At 67.5% G+C, this 16384-nt stretch carries 12 protein-coding genes; 6 read left to right on the top strand and 6 right to left on the bottom strand.

Going from position 1 to position 16384, the window contains the following annotated elements:
• Positions 1 to 130 precede the first annotated feature (130 nt).
• The 5 genes from J8M50_RS17780 (at position 131) to J8M50_RS17760 (ending at position 4082) form a co-directional block, all read left to right on the top strand.
• The gene (locus J8M50_RS17780; protein WP_010358267.1) at positions 131 to 946 is read left to right on the top strand and encodes an oxidoreductase; all 816 of its coding nucleotides are present in this window, start codon (positions 131 to 133) and stop codon (positions 944 to 946) included.
• 82 nt (positions 947 to 1028) lie between these two features.
• On the top strand, positions 1029 to 1934 hold the full coding sequence (locus J8M50_RS17775) for an alpha/beta hydrolase fold domain-containing protein (protein WP_010358266.1): 906 nt from the start codon (positions 1029 to 1031) through the stop codon (positions 1932 to 1934).
• 74 nt (positions 1935 to 2008) lie between these two features.
• A complete protein-coding gene (locus J8M50_RS17770; RefSeq protein WP_006378619.1) occupies positions 2009 to 3022 on the top strand; it encodes an NADP-dependent oxidoreductase in 1014 nt (337 codons plus the stop codon).
• A 137-nt stretch (positions 3023 to 3159) separates the two neighbouring features.
• The gene (locus tag J8M50_RS17765; protein WP_006378871.1) at positions 3160 to 3750 is read left to right on the top strand and encodes a TetR/AcrR family transcriptional regulator; all 591 of its coding nucleotides are present in this window, start codon (positions 3160 to 3162) and stop codon (positions 3748 to 3750) included.
• Between the two features lie 182 nt (positions 3751 to 3932).
• Positions 3933 to 4082 (top strand): hypothetical protein, encoded by a 150-nt coding sequence (locus J8M50_RS17760; RefSeq protein ID WP_162138053.1) that lies wholly within the window; start codon positions 3933 to 3935, stop codon positions 4080 to 4082.
• A gap of 8 nt (positions 4083 to 4090) precedes the next feature.
• Here J8M50_RS17760 and J8M50_RS17755 read toward each other — a convergent pair whose 3' ends face one another.
• From J8M50_RS17755 to J8M50_RS17730, 6 genes are all read right to left on the bottom strand, one after another.
• Entirely contained in the window at positions 4091 to 4786 is a 696-nt protein-coding gene (locus J8M50_RS17755; RefSeq protein ID WP_006378841.1) for a Tn3 family transposase, read from the bottom strand.
• A 373-nt stretch (positions 4787 to 5159) separates the two neighbouring features.
• On the bottom strand, positions 5160 to 7670 hold the full coding sequence (locus J8M50_RS17750) for an ABC transporter permease (RefSeq protein ID WP_006378563.1): 2511 nt from the start codon (positions 7668 to 7670) through the stop codon (positions 5160 to 5162).
• A gap of 80 nt (positions 7671 to 7750) precedes the next feature.
• Positions 7751 to 8530 carry an ABC transporter ATP-binding protein gene (locus tag J8M50_RS17745; protein ID WP_006378852.1) on the bottom strand — a complete coding sequence of 260 codons (780 nt, stop codon included), beginning with the start codon at positions 8528 to 8530 and terminating at the stop codon, positions 7751 to 7753.
• Positions 8531 to 9829: 1299 nt separating this feature from the next.
• Entirely contained in the window at positions 9830 to 12121 is a 2292-nt protein-coding gene (locus J8M50_RS17740) for a DUF6351 family protein (protein WP_223786219.1), read from the bottom strand.
• Positions 12122 to 12223: 102 nt separating this feature from the next.
• Entirely contained in the window at positions 12224 to 13231 is a 1008-nt protein-coding gene (locus J8M50_RS17735; protein WP_010358260.1) for a Gfo/Idh/MocA family protein, read from the bottom strand.
• A gap of 456 nt (positions 13232 to 13687) precedes the next feature.
• A complete protein-coding gene (locus J8M50_RS17730; RefSeq protein WP_010358259.1) occupies positions 13688 to 14977 on the bottom strand; it encodes a glycoside hydrolase family 1 protein in 1290 nt (429 codons plus the stop codon).
• A 339-nt stretch (positions 14978 to 15316) separates the two neighbouring features.
• Between J8M50_RS17730 and J8M50_RS17725 the strand changes: the two genes are divergently transcribed.
• Positions 15317 to 16324 (top strand): LacI family DNA-binding transcriptional regulator, encoded by a 1008-nt coding sequence (locus tag J8M50_RS17725; RefSeq protein WP_010358258.1) that lies wholly within the window; start codon positions 15317 to 15319, stop codon positions 16322 to 16324.
• Positions 16325 to 16384 lie beyond the last annotated feature (60 nt).

The following is a 16384-nucleotide window of genomic DNA, read 5'->3' as shown; positions in this document are numbered from 1 at the left end:
AGAGCTCTGGATGAGACGGGCAGGCCGGAGATGCCGGCGCCTTCGGAGCGGCCTTGCCATCCACTCCGCCCCGCAATAACATTACGACAGTAAGCCATACGATCGAAATTCAATGTGTAAGGAGTCCGTCATGGCGACACAACGGCCGGTAGCACTCGTGACGGGGGCGTCATCGGGGATCGGTAACGCAACCGCTCGGGCCTTCGTCACAGCCGGGTTCGAGGTGATCGGAACCGGACGGAACACCTCGGGGCTCACCCCGCCCGCCGGTGTGGCCTTCCTCGACCTCGACGTGACCAGCGACGAATCCGTCACCGCCGCGGTCCGGGAAGTGATCGAACGGTTCGGACGGATCGACGTCCTGGTCAACAACGCCGGTCTGGGCTCGGCCGGCGCCGCCGAGGAGAGCTCCGTCGCCCAGGCCCAGCGCCTCTTCAACCTCAACTTCTTCGGTCATGTCCGCATGGCGAAGGCCGTTCTGCCGCACATGCGCACCCAGGGCCGTGGACGTATCGTCAACGTCTCGTCCGTCCTCGGCGTCATCCCGCAGCCCTACATGGCCCTCTACGCCGCCGCGAAGCACGCCGTCGAGGGCTACTCCGAGTCCCTGGATCACGAGGTCCGCGAGCACGGCGTCCGCGTCCTGCTCGTCGAGCCCGGCTACACCCGGACCGCCTTCGATGCCAATGCCGCGCAGCCCGACACCCCGCTGCCGCTGTACGCGGAGCGGCGGCGTGTCTTCGACGAAGTGGTCGCCGCGGCGATGAAGACCGGCGACGACCCCGCCGTCGTCGCCAAGGAGATCGTCACGGCAGCCACCGCCTCGAAGCCGAAGCTGCGCTACACCGCCGGACCGCTCGCCTCACGCATCACCACCGCGCGACGCCTCGTCCCCGCCGGGATGTTCGACAAGCAGATCCGCAGGTTCAACCGGATGCCCGGCTGAAACGTCGCACCCGGCCCATCGACCCGCAGCGCGCGCGAGAGGCGCGTTCAGCTCTGACCTGACAAGGAGCATCACCATGGGAATGAGCACGGAAGCGCAGCAGTTCGCGCAGTTCCTCGACAGCGTGCGTGCGAAGGCGTCGACGCCGGGACTCGATCTGGCCGTCGTCCGCGACATCGTCGACACACATGCTTCGGCATCGACCGAGCCGGAAGGCGTCACCTACGCCGACGTGGACGCGGACGGCGTCCCCGCCCTGTGGGTCATCCCCGAGGGCGCCGACCCCGACAAGGCGCTGCTTCACTTCCATTTCGGCGGATCGGTCGCCGCCTCGATCGCATCGGACCGCAAGGCCGCCGGCCACATCGCCAAGGCGGCCGGAATCCGCTCACTCGTCGTGGGCTTCCGCCTGGCGCCCGAGCATCCCCACCCGGCGCAGATCGACGACGCCGAGACCGCCTACCGGTGGCTGCTCGCTCAGGGCTACGCGCCGCGGAACATCGGCAGCACCGGCCACTCCATCGGAGGCACCCTCGCGATCGCGCTGCCGCTGCGCCTGCTCGCCAAGGGCGAGGCAGTCCCCGGCGCGGTCGTCAGCATCTCGCCCTGGACCGACCTCACCATCAGTAACCCGAAGGTGGACGAGAACGAGGAACTCGACAGGATGCTCAGCCGGGGCATCCTCGAGCTGTTCCGAGCGGCTTGGCTGCAGGACCCCGGCGTGGACTTCACCGACCCCGCCATCAGCATCGTGAACGCCGACCTGACCGGCCTGCCGCCCACGGCCCTCCACTACGGCGAGCACGAAACGCTTGCCGGCGATGGCGCCGATTTCGGCCGCCGACTGACCGACTTCAAGATCGTCTCTGAGGTCCGCCCGCTGCCGGAGGGCCAGCACTCGTTCATCCTGGGCGCGGGACGCGTGCCCGAGGTGGACCGGGCGATCGAGCAGATGGGCCAGTGGCTTCGACGGCACCTCGGCCGCTGAGGTGGAAGCTGCCCGGACATGCGCATCGTCCGCCGAGAAGACAACCGAGAAGATCACGCGAAGGGACGGCTGACATGAAGGCGTTCGTCGTCGAGAAGTACGGCAAGGGCGGCCTGCGCGCCGCTGATGTTCCCGAGCCCACCGTCGGGGCCGGCGACGTCCTGGTCCAGGTGAGCGCTGCCAGCATCAACCCGCTGGACAAGATGGTCCGCAACGGGGAGTTCAAACGACTCCTGAAGTACGAGCTTCCGTTCGTGCTCGGCCATGACGTCGCCGGGATCGTGACGCAGGTCGGGCCGACCGTGCGCGGCTTGACGGTCGGCGACGAGGTCTACGCACGTCCCCGCGACCTGCGGGTCGGAGGCTTTGCCGAGTTCATTGCGGTCGACCAGGACGACGTCGCGCCCAAGCCGGCGTCACTCACGCTCCGCGAGGCGGCCGCGGTGCCGCTGGTGGCCCTGGCCGCCTGGCAGATCCTCGTGGAGCGCGCCCACGTGGTGCCGGGCCAGAAAGTGCTCGTCCACGCCGGTGCCGGTGGCCTCGGATCGACGGCCATCCAGCTCGCCAAGCACTTCGGTGCCACGGTGGCCACGACCACGAACTCCCGCGCCGAGGAGATGGTCAGGAGCCTCGGCGCCGACACCGTCGTCGACTACACGAAGGAGGACTTCTCGCAGGTGCTGTCCGGCTACGACCTGGTGCTGGACTCCCTTGGCGGGGCGAACCTCGAGAAGTCGCTGACTGTGCTGAAGCCGGGCGGCCTGGCCATCGGTGTCGCCGGCCCGCCGGACTCCGGGTTCGCCAGGCAACTCGGCGCGCCCTCGTTCATGGGCGTGGCCATGAACGCGCTCAGCCGCAAGGTGCGCAAGCAGGCCAAGGCCCTGGGTGTGCGCTATGAGTTCTTCTTCATGCAGGCCAGCGGCGCCCAGCTCCGTGAACTCGGCGCCCTGTACGACAGCGGACGGCTCCGCCCGGTCATCGACCGGACGTTCCCCTTCGACCGGACGCTCGAGGCGATGGCGTACGTCGAGCAGGGGCGTACCACGGCCGGAAAGGTCGTGATCTCGATGACGCCCGGCGACGACTGAACCAGGCCGGCCGCGCAGAAGGCGTGGCGGTGCTCCAAGACGCCGCCCGCACACCATTAGAGTGCGTTCGTAATCCAATATGATGGCGAGGCCGGCGGAAAGCGGGCGACCCTTCCGGCGCACGAAGGAGCGAGCGCGTGACTCGTTACGGGAAAGAGCACAAGCAGGCGACCAGGCAGCGGATCATCGAGACCGCCGGCCGCCGGTTCAAGCAGGACGGTATCGATGGCTCGGGCATCTCGACGCTGATGGCGGACGCCGGACTGACCAACGGTGCCTTCTACGCCCACTTCGCGTCCAAGGACGACCTCGTGGCCGCCTCGGTCGCGGACCAGCTGCGCACGCAGTACGCCAACGTCATCGACCAGGCGGCCCCCGGCATCGCAGGACTCGAGCAGATCGTGCGGTGGTATCTGTCGCCCCAGCACCGCGACAGCCCCGACGACGGCTGCCCCTCCGCCGCACTCCTCGATGAGATCGGGCGCTGCCCGCAGGAGACCAAGCAGGCGTACACCGACGGGGTGCTCGCCGTCATCGACGGCATCGCCGCCCGCCTGGCGCCCGCCGATCCGCGCTCGGCGCACACGAAGACCCTCAGCGTCTACGCCATGATGGTCGGGACACTGCAGCTCTCCCGCGCCCTGTCTGACCCGCGACTCTCCGACGAACTCCTCGAAGAGGGCATCCGCAACGCCCTCACGCTGCTCAGCGCACAGGAGTCCCGCTGACACGCCGCAGCAGCCTCGCCGAGCCGGCCCGGCGAAGCCGACATCCGAGGCAGCGGGCGCGCGCCCGAGACCGAACGGGCGGGAGAGACTTCGCCGGCTCATCGACACCGCCTGATCGATGAGCGGCCGTCCCCGCTCCGAGCGGTTCCCGGCGTCGGCCCGGCTCTCCCCACCGCCCGGCCGTGACCACGGGATTCTGGGTCGAAGCCGCAGCCGACGGCTTCGACCCGGAATCGCTGGCGCTACCGCTGCGCGGCGCTCTCCCCGGCGGGCGCCGACTGCGGTTCGTCCGCTCGCTGGCCCGGGACGACTACAGCCGACTGGAGATCTAGCCGGTTGCTCATGTCCAGCTCGAACCGGCCGTAGGGGTTGACGTGAGTCCAGAACAGCGGGGACAACGCGCGCCGATCGGCATCGCCGAGGCGCTCGACCCCCTTCGGCTCGGCCAGGACCTCTGCAGCAGCAGGGTGTTGACGTGGACAAGGGCAGCCTGCAGCAGGTGCAGGGCGAGCATCGAGATCTCCTGGCTCTCGCGGTCGGCGCCGGTCAGGTCCCCGTCCTTGCCGTAGAACAGGTCGTGGTTGGCGGAGTTCCAGTTCTCCACCACTTGCAGGCCCTCGTGGATCTCCCGCCGTAGTTCGGGGCTGGCCAGGTAGTCGCAGACGAACGCTGTCCGCACAGCGCGGCCGAGCTCCTCGATCGCCCGGTAGGTCGGGTGCTTCGGGCCGCCGCAGGTGAAGCGTCGTAGCACCTGCTCGGCCTCGGCCGTGCCCAGGCGGAGCGCGGTGGTGTATTTGACGATCTGGTCGTACTGCTGGCGGATCAGCTCCCAGTCGATCGTCTTGCTGGACAGCACCGGGGCCAGGTGCGGCCACGTCTCGTCCTCGCCGGCAACCGGCCGGTACAGCCGGGCCGAGCCCACGTTCTTCAACCGGGGCAGCAGGTTGAAGCCGAGCATGTGCGCGAAGGCGAATCCGACGAATGGACGGGCCGGGCGCTTGACGATGCGGTCCTGAGTGGTGTGGTCGACCGCCACGAGCCCGTGCTTGGGGCGGTAGCCGTCCCAGCACTTGAAAGTGGACGTAGCCGGTGACGGGCAGTCCGTCGTCGATCAGCCGGTGCACGACGCGCAGACCTGCTCGGATGTAGTCGATACGCTTACGTGCATCGCGGGATCCCGTCAGCGGGTGCGGGTGCGTCTTCCGCCAGTGAGACGACTTCCGCCTGGCGGTGCAGGGGCGGCAGGGCGAGCGACTGCGTCAGGCGGGGGCTGCGCAGGATGTGTGCAGGAGGAGTCAGTGGACCCACCGAAGACTGACCTGTTGGGCCTGGGGGCCCCGTGCTCGCCACACAACCGTACGGCCGTAGGCACATCGATGTGCCTACGGCCGTACGGCGATTCCCTCCGTCTAGTCGGTCTTGATGGCCATGAGCATGTTCAGTCGGGACGCGTTGCGGGCCGGCCACATGGCGGCCAGGAGTCCGACGAGCGCTGCCAGCAGCAGGAAGAGCGCGAACCGGCCCCACGGCAGCACCAGCGCGTACCCGGGGATGTCCGCCTTTACGATCTCGCAGACGGCCCAGCCCAGGAAGGAACCGACTCCGATGCCGATGACCGCGCCGAAGAGGGAGATGACCACGGCCTCCAGCTGGATCATCCGCGTCACGCCTCGCCGGTCGAGTCCGACGGCTCGCAGCATGCCGACCTCGCGCTGTCGTTCGAAGACTGACATCGCGAGGGTGTTCACCACTCCCAGCACCGCGATGGCCAGGGAGATCGCGAGCAGTGCGTACAAGACGTTGAGCGCAGCATCGTATGTGCCGCTGAACTCGTTGCGGATGGCCTGCTGGTCGTCGATCTTGATCCCCGGGCGCCCGGGGAGGGCGTCAGCGAGCGCCTTCCTGTCCGTGCTGCCGTCCGTCTTGACGTAGATCTTGGAGAGGGACGCCGCGAGGGTCGATTCGATCACGTCCGCGGAGACGACGACAGGGAAGACGACCTCGTTGGACTCGAAGATAGCCCCGACGGTCACCCTGCGCTTCTTGCCGGAGTCCCCGTACACCGCTGGCAGGGTGTCCCCCACCTTCCAACCGTGGGATCGCGCTTCGTCCTCGGCAACGGCGATCTGCCCCTTGGCGAGCGTGCCCTGTGAGCCGGAGACCACCGGAAGGTCGAGTGCCTTGTCGAACTCCGCCGGGGCGATGGCTGTTACATCCTCCTGGATGCCGTCGATCTGCATCCACGACTGCTGCTCTGGCGACACGGCCCTGACGCCGGGGAGCTTGCGCACGGCGGCGACCGCCGAGGTGTCCAGGTCCACAGCAGTGGTCGTGATCATATAGTCGGCCTTGACGATGTCCGTGGTCATCCTGTCCATGGACTGACCGACAGTGACGCCGAGCACGGTCAGAGCACTGACCAGTGTGAGGCCGATGGCCAGTGCGGAGGCGGTGGCGCCGGTACGGCGCGGGTTGCGTACGGCGTTCTGGCCCGCGAGCGTGCCGGAGACACCGAAGCCCCGCCGCAGCAGCGGCCGTACGAGCGCGATCACCGGCCGGGACAGCAACGGGATCAGCACGAGGACACCGATCACCGCGAGGAAGGCACCGAACCCGACGATCATCGCGCCGCGCGAGCCGCCGGTCCCGGCGCCCGCGACGACGACCGCCGCGCCGAGCAGCGTGAGGATGCCGCCGAACACGTTCCGCAGGATCAGGGACCTGATGGTGGAGGGCAGGTGTGCGCTGCTGATCGCCGCGACCGGCGGGATCTTCGCTGCGCGACGGGCCGGCAGCCAGGCGGCCACCATGGTGACCAGCACACCGACGAATGCTGAGACCAGGACAGTCGTCGACGTGACGATCAGCGGCCCGTCCGGGAGCTTCCCTCCGCCGAAATCGACCACTGACTGTGCTATGGCGGCCATGACGGCACCGAGCCCGAGCCCAGCGACCGCACCGGCCGCGCCGACCACCATCGCCTCGATCAGCACGGAACGGGTGACCTGCCTGCGGGAGGCGCCGACCGCACGCAGCAGAGCGAGTTCCCGGGTGCGCTGGGCAGCCAGCATGGTGAAGGTATTGGCGATCAAGAAGACGCTGACGAAGAGCGCGACACCGGCGAAGGCAAGCAGTATCCCACTGAGCAGCGAGGCGTCTCCCTCCGCCAATTTTGCCTCGGCGTCGGCGAGTTGTTGACCGGTCTCGGCCTTCGCGGAGTCCGGAAGTACCTTGCCGATGGCGGCGGCGAGCTTGGTGCTCGAAACGCCGGGGGCGGCGGTGACGGTGACGTTCTCGAAGAAGCCCGGCTGGAGGTAGAGCCGCTGTGCGGACGGTGTGTCGAACAGCACCAGGCTGCCGCCTCCTGCCACCAGCTGGTCCTCGGTGGTGAAGATGCCGGAGAGCTTGTACTTCTTGGCCGGACCCGTCAGAGCGACAGGCACGGTGTCGCCGACATGGTAGCCACCCTTGTCGGCGCTGTCCTTGTCGAGCGCGATCTGCATGGCCTCTGTGGGACCGCCACCCTCGGTGAACGCGTAGAGCGGGTCCTTGCCGTTCTTGCCCGGCGCGTAGTTGGCGCCCGAGTTGAACGCGCCGCCGATGAGTCCGCCGTCTCTGTCGGAGACGTAGGCGAGTCCGTCGACCCGCCCGGCGGCTTCGGCGACCCCGTCCACACGGGCGACCTCTTCGAGCGTCTTCCGACTGATGCCGGGGGAATCGGAGTAGTGGTTGGGGTCCGGGTCGACCTGGACGTCCACGTGGGCGAAACTCTTGGCTTTCTGGCTGCTGGAGGAGTTCGTGTAGGTGTCGGTGAAGATCAGAGTGCCGGAGACGAACGCGACGCCGAGCATGACGGCGAGCACGGTCATCAGCAGTCTGGCCTTGTGCGCGAGGACGTTGCGCAGCGCTGTGCGGAACATGGTGGTGTGATCCCGGTGAAGTGAGGGGAGCTGAGGACGGAGGGGGTGCGTACCGGTTGGTCGGCTCTGCTGCGGGCCGCTCAGCTCGTACGGAACGGGGTCTCGAACGACTTCATGAGGTCGAGGACCCCGTCCGCGGTGGGCTCGTACATCTCGTCGACGATCCGGCCGTCGGCGAGGAAAACGACCCGGTCCGCGTAGGAAGCGGCGACCGGATCATGGGTGACCATGACGACGGTCTGGCCCAGCTCCCGTACCGAGTCACGCAGGAAGCCGAGGACCTCGCCGCCCGAGCGTGAGTCCAGGTTGCCGGTCGGCTCATCCCCAAAGACGATGTCCGGCTTGGAGGCGAGCGCACGGGCGACGGCGACGCGCTGCTGCTGGCCGCCGGAGAGCTGGGCGGGGCGGTGGCTGAGCCGGCCCGACAGACCGACCATCCGAATGACGCTGTCCAGCCACTCCTTGTCCGGTGTCCGGCCCGCGATGTCCATCGGGAGCGTGATGTTCTCCAACGCGGTCAGGGTGGGCAGCAGGTTGAACGCCTGGAAGATGAAGCCGACCTTGTCCCGGCGGAGTTTGGTGAGTTGCCTGTCCGTCAGTGACCCGAGCTCGACATCACCGACGCGGACCGAGCCGGAGGAGAAGCTGTCCAGCCCCGCGACACAGTGCATCAGCGTGGACTTCCCGGACCCCGAAGGCCCCATGATCGCGGTGAACTGGGACTGCCCGAAGCCGACACTGACCTGATCGAGGGCCACCACATTGGTGTCGCCCTGTCCGTAGACCTTGGAGAGCTCAGTGGCGCGGGCGGCGATGGCAGGGGCGGCGGCGCGGGGGCCGGTGGACGGGCTAGTGATCATGGGTAGCACTCCGATCGGGATAGAGACAGCGAGGGGCACGTGCCACGGGCCGTGCAAACGGCCACAAGAGGCCCATGGACGCGAGAGTCCGGGTCCATCCCGCTGGGAACCTCTCTATCGTCCGGTTCCCACAGATCCTGCGGATCAGCTGAATTGCCGACCACCTGAGGCTGATGCGAGAAAGGGTTTCGTCAGCCTCAGGTATGTCGTCGCATCAGCTCCTGGGATGACGCCCAGCGAAACAGCCTGAGAAACTGGCACGCGGTAGGGATGGTGTCCCTGGATTGGCACGGCGTGCATGCCTGCACCCCGGGACGTTAGGGCGCAGGTCAGGTGCCAAACTCACCTCGAGCTCACTGATGCAAGGCAGATCCCCGCACAGGAGACGCGCCAGAGGCTGCGACCTACGCGCGCGGGGTATCAGCCTTTCGGCCGAGGACGCTTGCGACCGCTTCGTTTCCTGGCCGTTCGGCCGAGGTGGGGCGGTTGGGCGGGCAAGCGGGCTCCCTGCCATGTCTACCGCACACCCAACTGCCCTCGTCGTCAGCCTGTGCATTCCCACGGCCCACACCGCAGTGGTCGCCTCTTCGGCCCGGACTCGGTGGATTGGCCGTCATCGCCCTTGATGATGGCAGACCGACCCTTGACTCTATAGGGGATCACCGCGCCTTCTGCTTCGCGCTGGCCGAGCACCTCTATCAGGACCTGTTCGGACCCGGCCAGGCGGAGATCCTGGTCCGGTTGCGTGCCGAGCACGCCGTCTGCTGGCCGCACGGGGTACCGGGGCGGCGGCGAAGCAGGGCTCCTGTGGGCCGAGGGGCGTGGGCTTGTGGTAGCACAGTCCGGTGCCGTGCAGACAGATGACCAGCAGGCGCGGCTGGCGTCGGCCGGTGCGCGTCTCCACCACGGGTTGCAGATGGTTTCCTCGGCGAGGACGGCGGCAGTTCGACCGGGCGCTTGCCGGGGCTACGGAGCCTACTGCGATCCGGGCCGATGTTGCTTGACGGGATGGTGCTGCGCGCGGACGTCCACCGTCTGGGTGGGACGGGGCCATGGCCGGTGCTGCCGAGTCGGCTGCTGAACGGCAAGCAGACCTCCTTCATGGCCAGGCCTCTCAATCTGTTGCCGCGGCCGAGCGCGGGCTCATGGCGATCATCCAGGACACGCGTGGCCGCTTCGTCTCCGAGGGCGAGTAGTACACCGGGTGGGACATCGAGACGTACAGGGTGCTGGGCGCCCACGGTGTAGCGCTTAGCTGGGGATGCGGGACACCGTGGGCACCGGATGAGGGGAAGCCTTTCAGGGTGTAGGGGCGGACTCCGGCGGAGCGCCCAGTGGCTGTCCGCCCGGCCCGCCGGAGAAGGTCAGCCACGGCAGAGAGGGTTGCTGGGCCACGCCTGGCTCGCGGTAGTCGCACACCCCCTCGGGGAAGGCCTTCCGCAGTCGGCCCCATTGGGCGTTGGAGAAGTCGACGGTGTAGTCGTCCCGGTTGAGTTCCTTGAGTTGGCACTTGAGGATGTTGTTGGCCGTCGGGCCCCCGGCCGCAGTCCGGGGCACACCGAAGTAAGGGTAGGTGGCGCGGCAGACGGACATATCGGAGATCTTGCGGTTGCCGATCCAGCACGCGTCGACAGCGTCGGCCGGCTTGTCGCGCACCACCTTGGTCTCGATCGGGTCGTTGGACGTGTCGGCTTCGATGCGGGTCAGCCATCTGTCCATGAGCAGGAACGCCTTCTCGCGGGCATCGCCGTCGGTTTGCACCGGAGGCACACCCGTCCAGATGATCTGATTGTCATGGCCACCGTTGGCCTGGTCGAAGCGGGCACGCATGGCGTAACTGTGGAAGTCGCTGTGGATCTCCCAGTTGCCGGGAGAGCGCAGATCGATGACGGGGACCTTGGCCGCCTCGCGGGGGTAGGTCACCCGACCGGAGCGGTATGCGACTTCCAGCGCCGCAGGGTCGGCTTCACTACGCTCCGGCTGCCACTTCCAGTCGATGTCGAGCCCGCCGACGCTCTCGTTGAGGTCGACGAACTGCTCAGCGGTGATCGTGCCGGACTCGACGGCCTTCAGGCCGTACTGGACACCGGTGTTGTCGTACGGCCGGTTGGCGAAACCGCGTTGGATGCGTTGTTCGACCGGCCCCCATGAACTCGCGGGCCTTCGGCCCCAGACGGCCACGGCGTAGTCCTGAAGAGTGCACCGCTCACCGGCAGGATTTGCCTCGGCGTCGTACACCCACGAGCGATTGGGCTCCAGAGTGGTGTGGCCGGCCAGGAATCCGCCGAGGCAGCCGGCCCCGTTGTCCGGGTCCAACCAGGTCTTGGAGTACTGCCCGTTGCCTGTCGGGTTGTCCCAGAGTGTCCGGCACACCGTCTCGAACGCGTGGCCGGTCACCGCGGTTCTGTGGGTGGTCAACGCCCACAATGGAGACCTGTCGAAGTGGTGGTCGAGTACGTGACAGTCCTCGGCCTCCTGCAGCGTGGACCAGACGTCGGGGAAGCTGCAGGAGGGCAGGATGCCGTCCAACAGACCGGGGTAGTTGGAGGTGATCCAGTGCTGCTGCATGGAACCGCCGGAGCAGCCTTGCCCGATGGTGTAGCGGATCGGGCCGTAGTTCTCGACGAAGTGCTCCTTGAGCATCACCAGCGCTTCGGTGGAGACCACGTCGTTGCAGTTCTGCCCCAGCATGTTCAGGTTGGACACCGCGACGGCGAACCCGCGGGACAGAGCCGTGTCGTTGAGAACGTTCTCCATGGGTGCGTCCTGTGAATGCCGCGGCGTGCAGTCGCCGCCGAACGGCACAAGGAGTTTTCCGTTGAAGCCGCCTTGCGGTGCCCACGGTTGCCACGGCTTGGCCGGGTCGTACAACACCGCGATGTCGTAGATGCCACGGTCCATCACGCCGCGTTCCCGGCGTACGACGTACGCGACCCGCTTGCCCTGGTCCGTCGTTGTGTATGCGAGGTCTGCGGGCGGTCTTTTCGGATCATATGCGGTGAACTGGCCGGTCAGCCAGGACTTGTAGAAGAGCTTGTACTTCGCTGGAGTATTGCACGCGACATCCTGCGGCTTCCCGAGGCCGTTCTCCTCGGTCGCGCACACCCACGGCTGTACCTGTGGCCCGGCGAACAGCGGTCCGCCGATGGGATGGCCGGTGATGGTAAGGCTTGCCGCGCCCCCCTGTGTCCGGGCCGTCATCCTGTTCTCGCCGACCTGGAGGCCGGTGACCAGGCCCAGGAAGCGGCCGTCCGGCCGGACGGCGAAAGCGGATGTCACATCCCGGCCGTCCACGTCCACGCGCACATTCTCTGGTGTTCCCCCGGAAGGCAGGGCCACCTCGACGAGGGCGTCGCCCCCGGACACCAGATCCGCGCGATTCGACAGCACCCTGATCTGAGGCGATTCCCCTGAGGCGGAGTACGCGATTCCAGTCAGCATGAGATCGAAAGCCATGACGAAAACAACCAGCCATCTGGTTCTGGCCCGTGGCGTGAGCCTGCCTGGGGGCCGTTCTGCACTGTGAGCCATCGGCTTCTCCGGCTTCGGTTGAGTAGCGACGCCGCAAGCGGCTCCACGGGTGCGGGCCACATCAGGCGGCGGAGATCCGTACCGATCCCCTCGGACGCGGTTACGGCAGCGGAGTGGCCGTAACCCCGAACGCATCCGTATGGCTGGCTGGTTGCGGGAACGTCAGTGAGTGGTGTAGCTCAGGCCGATCTGGTCGCGCACGGTGTCGAGCGTGCGCATCACCGCCACGGTCTCGTCCAGAGGCATGATCTCGCTCTCCAACTCCCCTGCGCGTAGCCGCTCCTGGACGTGCCGGATCTGGCGGTGCAGGCCGCCGCCCGCCGTGTCGTCGCCGTCGCCCTCGCGGGCGGCGGGCAGACTCAGGCGTTCGGTGGTGCCCCGCGTCTGCACGGTCAGTTCGTCCGGGCAGTGCATCAGGAACGGCAGTTCGATGTGACCTTCGGTGCCGGTGATACGGGCTGTGCAACCGAGGTTCGCCCGCATGGAACTCTGGGCCAGCGCGACCGCCCCACTGTCGTACCCGGAGAGGACAGCGACATGCTCGTCGACGCCGGTCGAGCCGAGTGTGCCGTACGCCGTGACCCGGTCGGGCGTACCCAGCACCATGCTGGCCAGCGATAGGGGATACACACCCAGGTCGAGCAGGGAACCGCCACCCAGCGCGCGATCGAACAGACGGTGTTCGGGGTCCGCCGGGAATTGGAAGCCGAAGTCGGCCTCCAGGGACTGGACTTCACCGATGACGTCCTCGGCGAGCAGTTCTCTGACTTTGACATAGGCCGGCAGGAACCGGCTCCACATCGCCTCCATCAGGAACAGGCCCCGTTCCCTGGACACAGCCACCATTTCAGCGGCCTGCTCCGCGTCCAGCGAGAACGCCTTCTCGCACAACACTGGACGCCCCGCGTTCAGGAACAGCAACGTGTGCTCGTGATGGTGGGAGTGGGGCGATGCGACGTAGACAATGTCGACAGTGTCATCGGCGGCCAGATCTTCGTACGAAGCGTGCCGGTGTCGCGCGGCGATGCCGTGCTTCTCGCCGAACGCGTCGGCCCCTTTCCGACTGCGGGAGCCGACGGCGACCAAGTGGGCGTCAGGCAACCGGCCCAACGCGTCCGCAAAACTGTTTGCTATGACACCAGTGCCGGCGATGCCCCAGCGGAACGACATGAGAACTCCTTGTTGCTGTGATGGTGATCATGGGATGGCGCTGTGGGCACCGGAACCACGAGGTGGGTGCGGCCTACGGCGGCGACGAACCGCCACCTGGCGTCGTTGGCTCTGATCCAAGGCCGACCGGGCGGTTGTCCTGCGGTACGGGGATGGTGGAGCCAGGCCAGGTGCGTTCGCCACAGTCCATGACGTTCATCGAGACGCCTGCTCCGCAGCCGCATGCAAATTAGGTCGCCCGCCTGACGCGCGCAGTGACCTGGACCGTGCGTGGCGCGATCTGGTCGTTCAGCGCCGCCGATATTCGTATGCGACGCTCGCCCTGGGCCAGTTGCGTGCATGTGGTATCGAAGACCTCAAGGCCTGTCGGCGCCGCTTCGAGGGCGGACTCGGCCACGCCACCCAGCGGGCGAACGGCTCATGCCGAGGTAGCCGTACCGTGTCCCAGGCGGCGGCTCATGTTGGCATCCGGTTGATCCGGGCCACGTCGCCATACCAATGTGCCGATGGTTTGACGACCCGCTCCTGAGTGCTGCGGTCGACCGCCACGAGCCCGTACTTGGGGCCGTAGCCGTCCCACCACTCGAAGTTGTCCAGCAGTGACCAGTGGACGTAGCCGGTGATGGGCAGTCCGTCGCCGATCAGCCGGTGCACGACGCGCAGACCTGCTCGAATGTAGTCGATACGCTCGCTGTCGACGTCGGTCGCGACACCGTGCTCGGTGAGGACGATCTCCTTGCCGGGGAAGAGGCCCGCCACTCGCCGGGTCGTGGCCTCGACCGCCTCAGGAGCCCACAGATATCCCATCTGGGTGCGGCGGCCCTCGCCGACGGGTGCTCCTTCCGCAGACACGGCTGCCGCTTGGCGGCGCAGGTACGGCAGGGCGAGCGACTGCGTAAGGCGACGGCTGCGCAGAAGCGCCGCGCTGAGGGGTTTGGTGATGCGGGGGGCGTTGACGTCGAGGCGGGTGTAGGTCTGGACGCCGATGAAGTCGTCGTCGGCGGTCTCGGCGAAGAACCTGTCTTCGTGGAGTTCCCGAGCCCATTCCATCGCTGGGACTCCGCCGGGATTGGCGTGCCAGTCCTGCAGCGCATGGGCCATGCCGACCTTGACGCCGGGTGCGAGTTCACGGATGACCTCTCGGGCATTGCGGTGTGCGGCGATCACTCCTGAGGCTGCGGCGTCGAACGCGTCGAGGTTCCGGACGAAGGGCGGAGTCGGGAAGGTGCCCAGATACCCCCGCGTGATCATGTTGCCGGGCTCGTTGATCGTGCAGATGTAGGGAGCACGGTTCTGTAGATGTTCCATCACGTGCCTGGTGTAGCGCGTGAACCAGGCCGGGAGTTCGGCATTGGTCCAGGCTCCGGCGTGGGTGACCCAGGCCGGCAACGTGAAGTGCTGCAGCGTGATCATCGGTGTGACGCCGTGGGTCAGGCAGGTCTCGACCATGTCGGCGTAGTGTTGGAGCGCCTCGCGGTCGAATTCTCCCTGGCGGGGCTCGACTCGTGCCCACTCCACGGAGAAGCGGTAGGTGTTCAGTCCGAGTTCCGCGAGCAGCGCGATGTCGTCCTTGTAACGGTTGAAGTGGTCGCACGCCATGCCGGAGGGCCCTGCCATGGGCGCCTTGGGCGCTGGGTCGGTCTCCCATTCCCACCAGTCGCTGTTCGCGTTGTTGCCTTCGACCTGATGTGCGGCTGTCGCGGCCCCCCAAAGGAAGCGCTCGGGGAAGATCAACGGTTCGGGCACGATCAGCAGCTCCTGAGGTTCTGAGTTCGTAGGGATCAGGCGCGCGGTCGTCGAGCAGAACGAATCTGCATGTCTGCGGACGACCTCGAACCCCGCACGGGCTGCGTGGGTTCTGCTCCGCCGGAACACGGAGCAGAACCGATCGTGCCCCTTCAGGGGTAAGCCGTGGATTGGCACCGGCCCCTCTCAGGGCCCTTAGGGGGTGGTTGTCGGAGCGGCATGACGAGTCCCCGTGGCCACGGGGACGCCCTACCGACTATTCATTCACTAACGCGCGTTAGTGAGTGCGGGTACAGTACATCAGGCGTGGTACACCCACAAGAGCGGAAGGGGCGATGGATGGCGGGCGAGGCCGCTGCTCGGCCGGAGGGCCGGGTCACCAGTTCCGACGTCGCCCGGGAGGCCGGAGTCTCCAGGGCCACTGTCAGCTTCGTGCTCAACGGCACCAAGGGGCAGACGATCTCCGAGTCGACGCGGCAGCGCGTCCTCGAAGCGGCGGCCCGGCTGCGCTATGCCCCCTCGGCGGAGGCCCGGACGCTCAGCCGCGGCCGGAGTGACGTCGTGCTCCTCTATCAGCCCCCTCAGTTGCCGCTGCCCGACCTGGGCACACTGGTCGAGTTTCTCTCGGCGGAGTTCGCGGCCGTCGGGCTCACTGCGGTGATCCATCCGTGGTCCCGCAGGCCCGATGGTGATGTGTGGACCGTCATCACGCCCGTGGCCGTCCTCGCATGGGACCTGCCCGATAATGACGTCGCCGCGATGCGGCGCAATGGCGTACGCGCCGTGGTCTCTCTCACCGCCGAGTCCGACCCCGTCGCGCAGTGGATCTGGGGAGCCCGGGAAAACAGCATCGCCCGGCTGCAGGTCGAGCGACTGCTCAGGGCGGGGCACCGTCGGCTCGGCTACGCCCGCCCGCACGACGAACGCCTGGCCGAGGCGAGCGAGATGCGCCTGAAAGCACTGCAGGGAGCCTGCGCCGAGCACGGTGTGCCGGGCCCGGTGGCTCTGGCTGTTCCCTGCGACGAGGTGGGAGCCGGAGCCGCTGTCGAGGCATGGCGTGGGATGACCCCCGCCGTCACCGGCGTGTGCGCCCACGACGATGTGGCAGCCTTGGCCGTCCTCGCGGGTCTACGCGAGCAAGGACTAGCCGCGCCGTCGGACCTGGCCGTGATCGGCGCGGTCGATTCGCCGGCCGCACGCCTCGCAGCCCCGCCGTTGACGATGGTGGCAGTAGATATGCGGGACACCGCACGACATCTCGTCGAGGCGATCATCAGTCTCCTCGACGGACGGCCCGTCCCTATCGGTCCTGAGGTCACCCGGGTGATCGAGCGTCGCTCAGTCTGATCTCGGATCACGCCCCGCCGCGCCGCAGCAGGCTGGATGCTGTCTCCTCCGACCGCGGTG

The organism is Streptomyces acidiscabies (genome assembly GCF_020010905.1).
Lineage (GTDB): Bacteria > Actinomycetota > Actinomycetes > Streptomycetales > Streptomycetaceae > Streptomyces > Streptomyces acidiscabies.
Note: the sequence above shows the minus strand (reverse complement) of the source record. Positions and strands in the feature narration are given on the sequence as shown.

Bases quoted from the DNA above. Each gene is read 5' to 3' on its own strand.
- J8M50_RS17745 (WP_006378852.1), bottom strand. From the start codon at position 8,530: ATGATCACTAGCCCGTCCACCGGCCCCCGCGCCGCCGCCCCTGCCATC.
- J8M50_RS17750 (WP_006378563.1), bottom strand. From the start codon at position 7,670: ATGTTCCGCACAGCGCTGCGCAACGTCCTCGCGCACAAGGCCAGACTG.
- J8M50_RS17725 (WP_010358258.1), top strand. From the start codon at position 15,317: ATGGCGGGCGAGGCCGCTGCTCGGCCGGAGGGCCGGGTCACCAGTTCC.
- J8M50_RS17775 (WP_010358266.1), top strand. From the start codon at position 1,029: ATGAGCACGGAAGCGCAGCAGTTCGCGCAGTTCCTCGACAGCGTGCGT.
- J8M50_RS17735 (WP_010358260.1), bottom strand. From the start codon at position 13,231: ATGTCGTTCCGCTGGGGCATCGCCGGCACTGGTGTCATAGCAAACAGT.
- J8M50_RS17770 (WP_006378619.1), top strand. From the start codon at position 2,009: ATGAAGGCGTTCGTCGTCGAGAAGTACGGCAAGGGCGGCCTGCGCGCC.
- J8M50_RS17780 (WP_010358267.1), top strand. From the start codon at position 131: ATGGCGACACAACGGCCGGTAGCACTCGTGACGGGGGCGTCATCGGGG.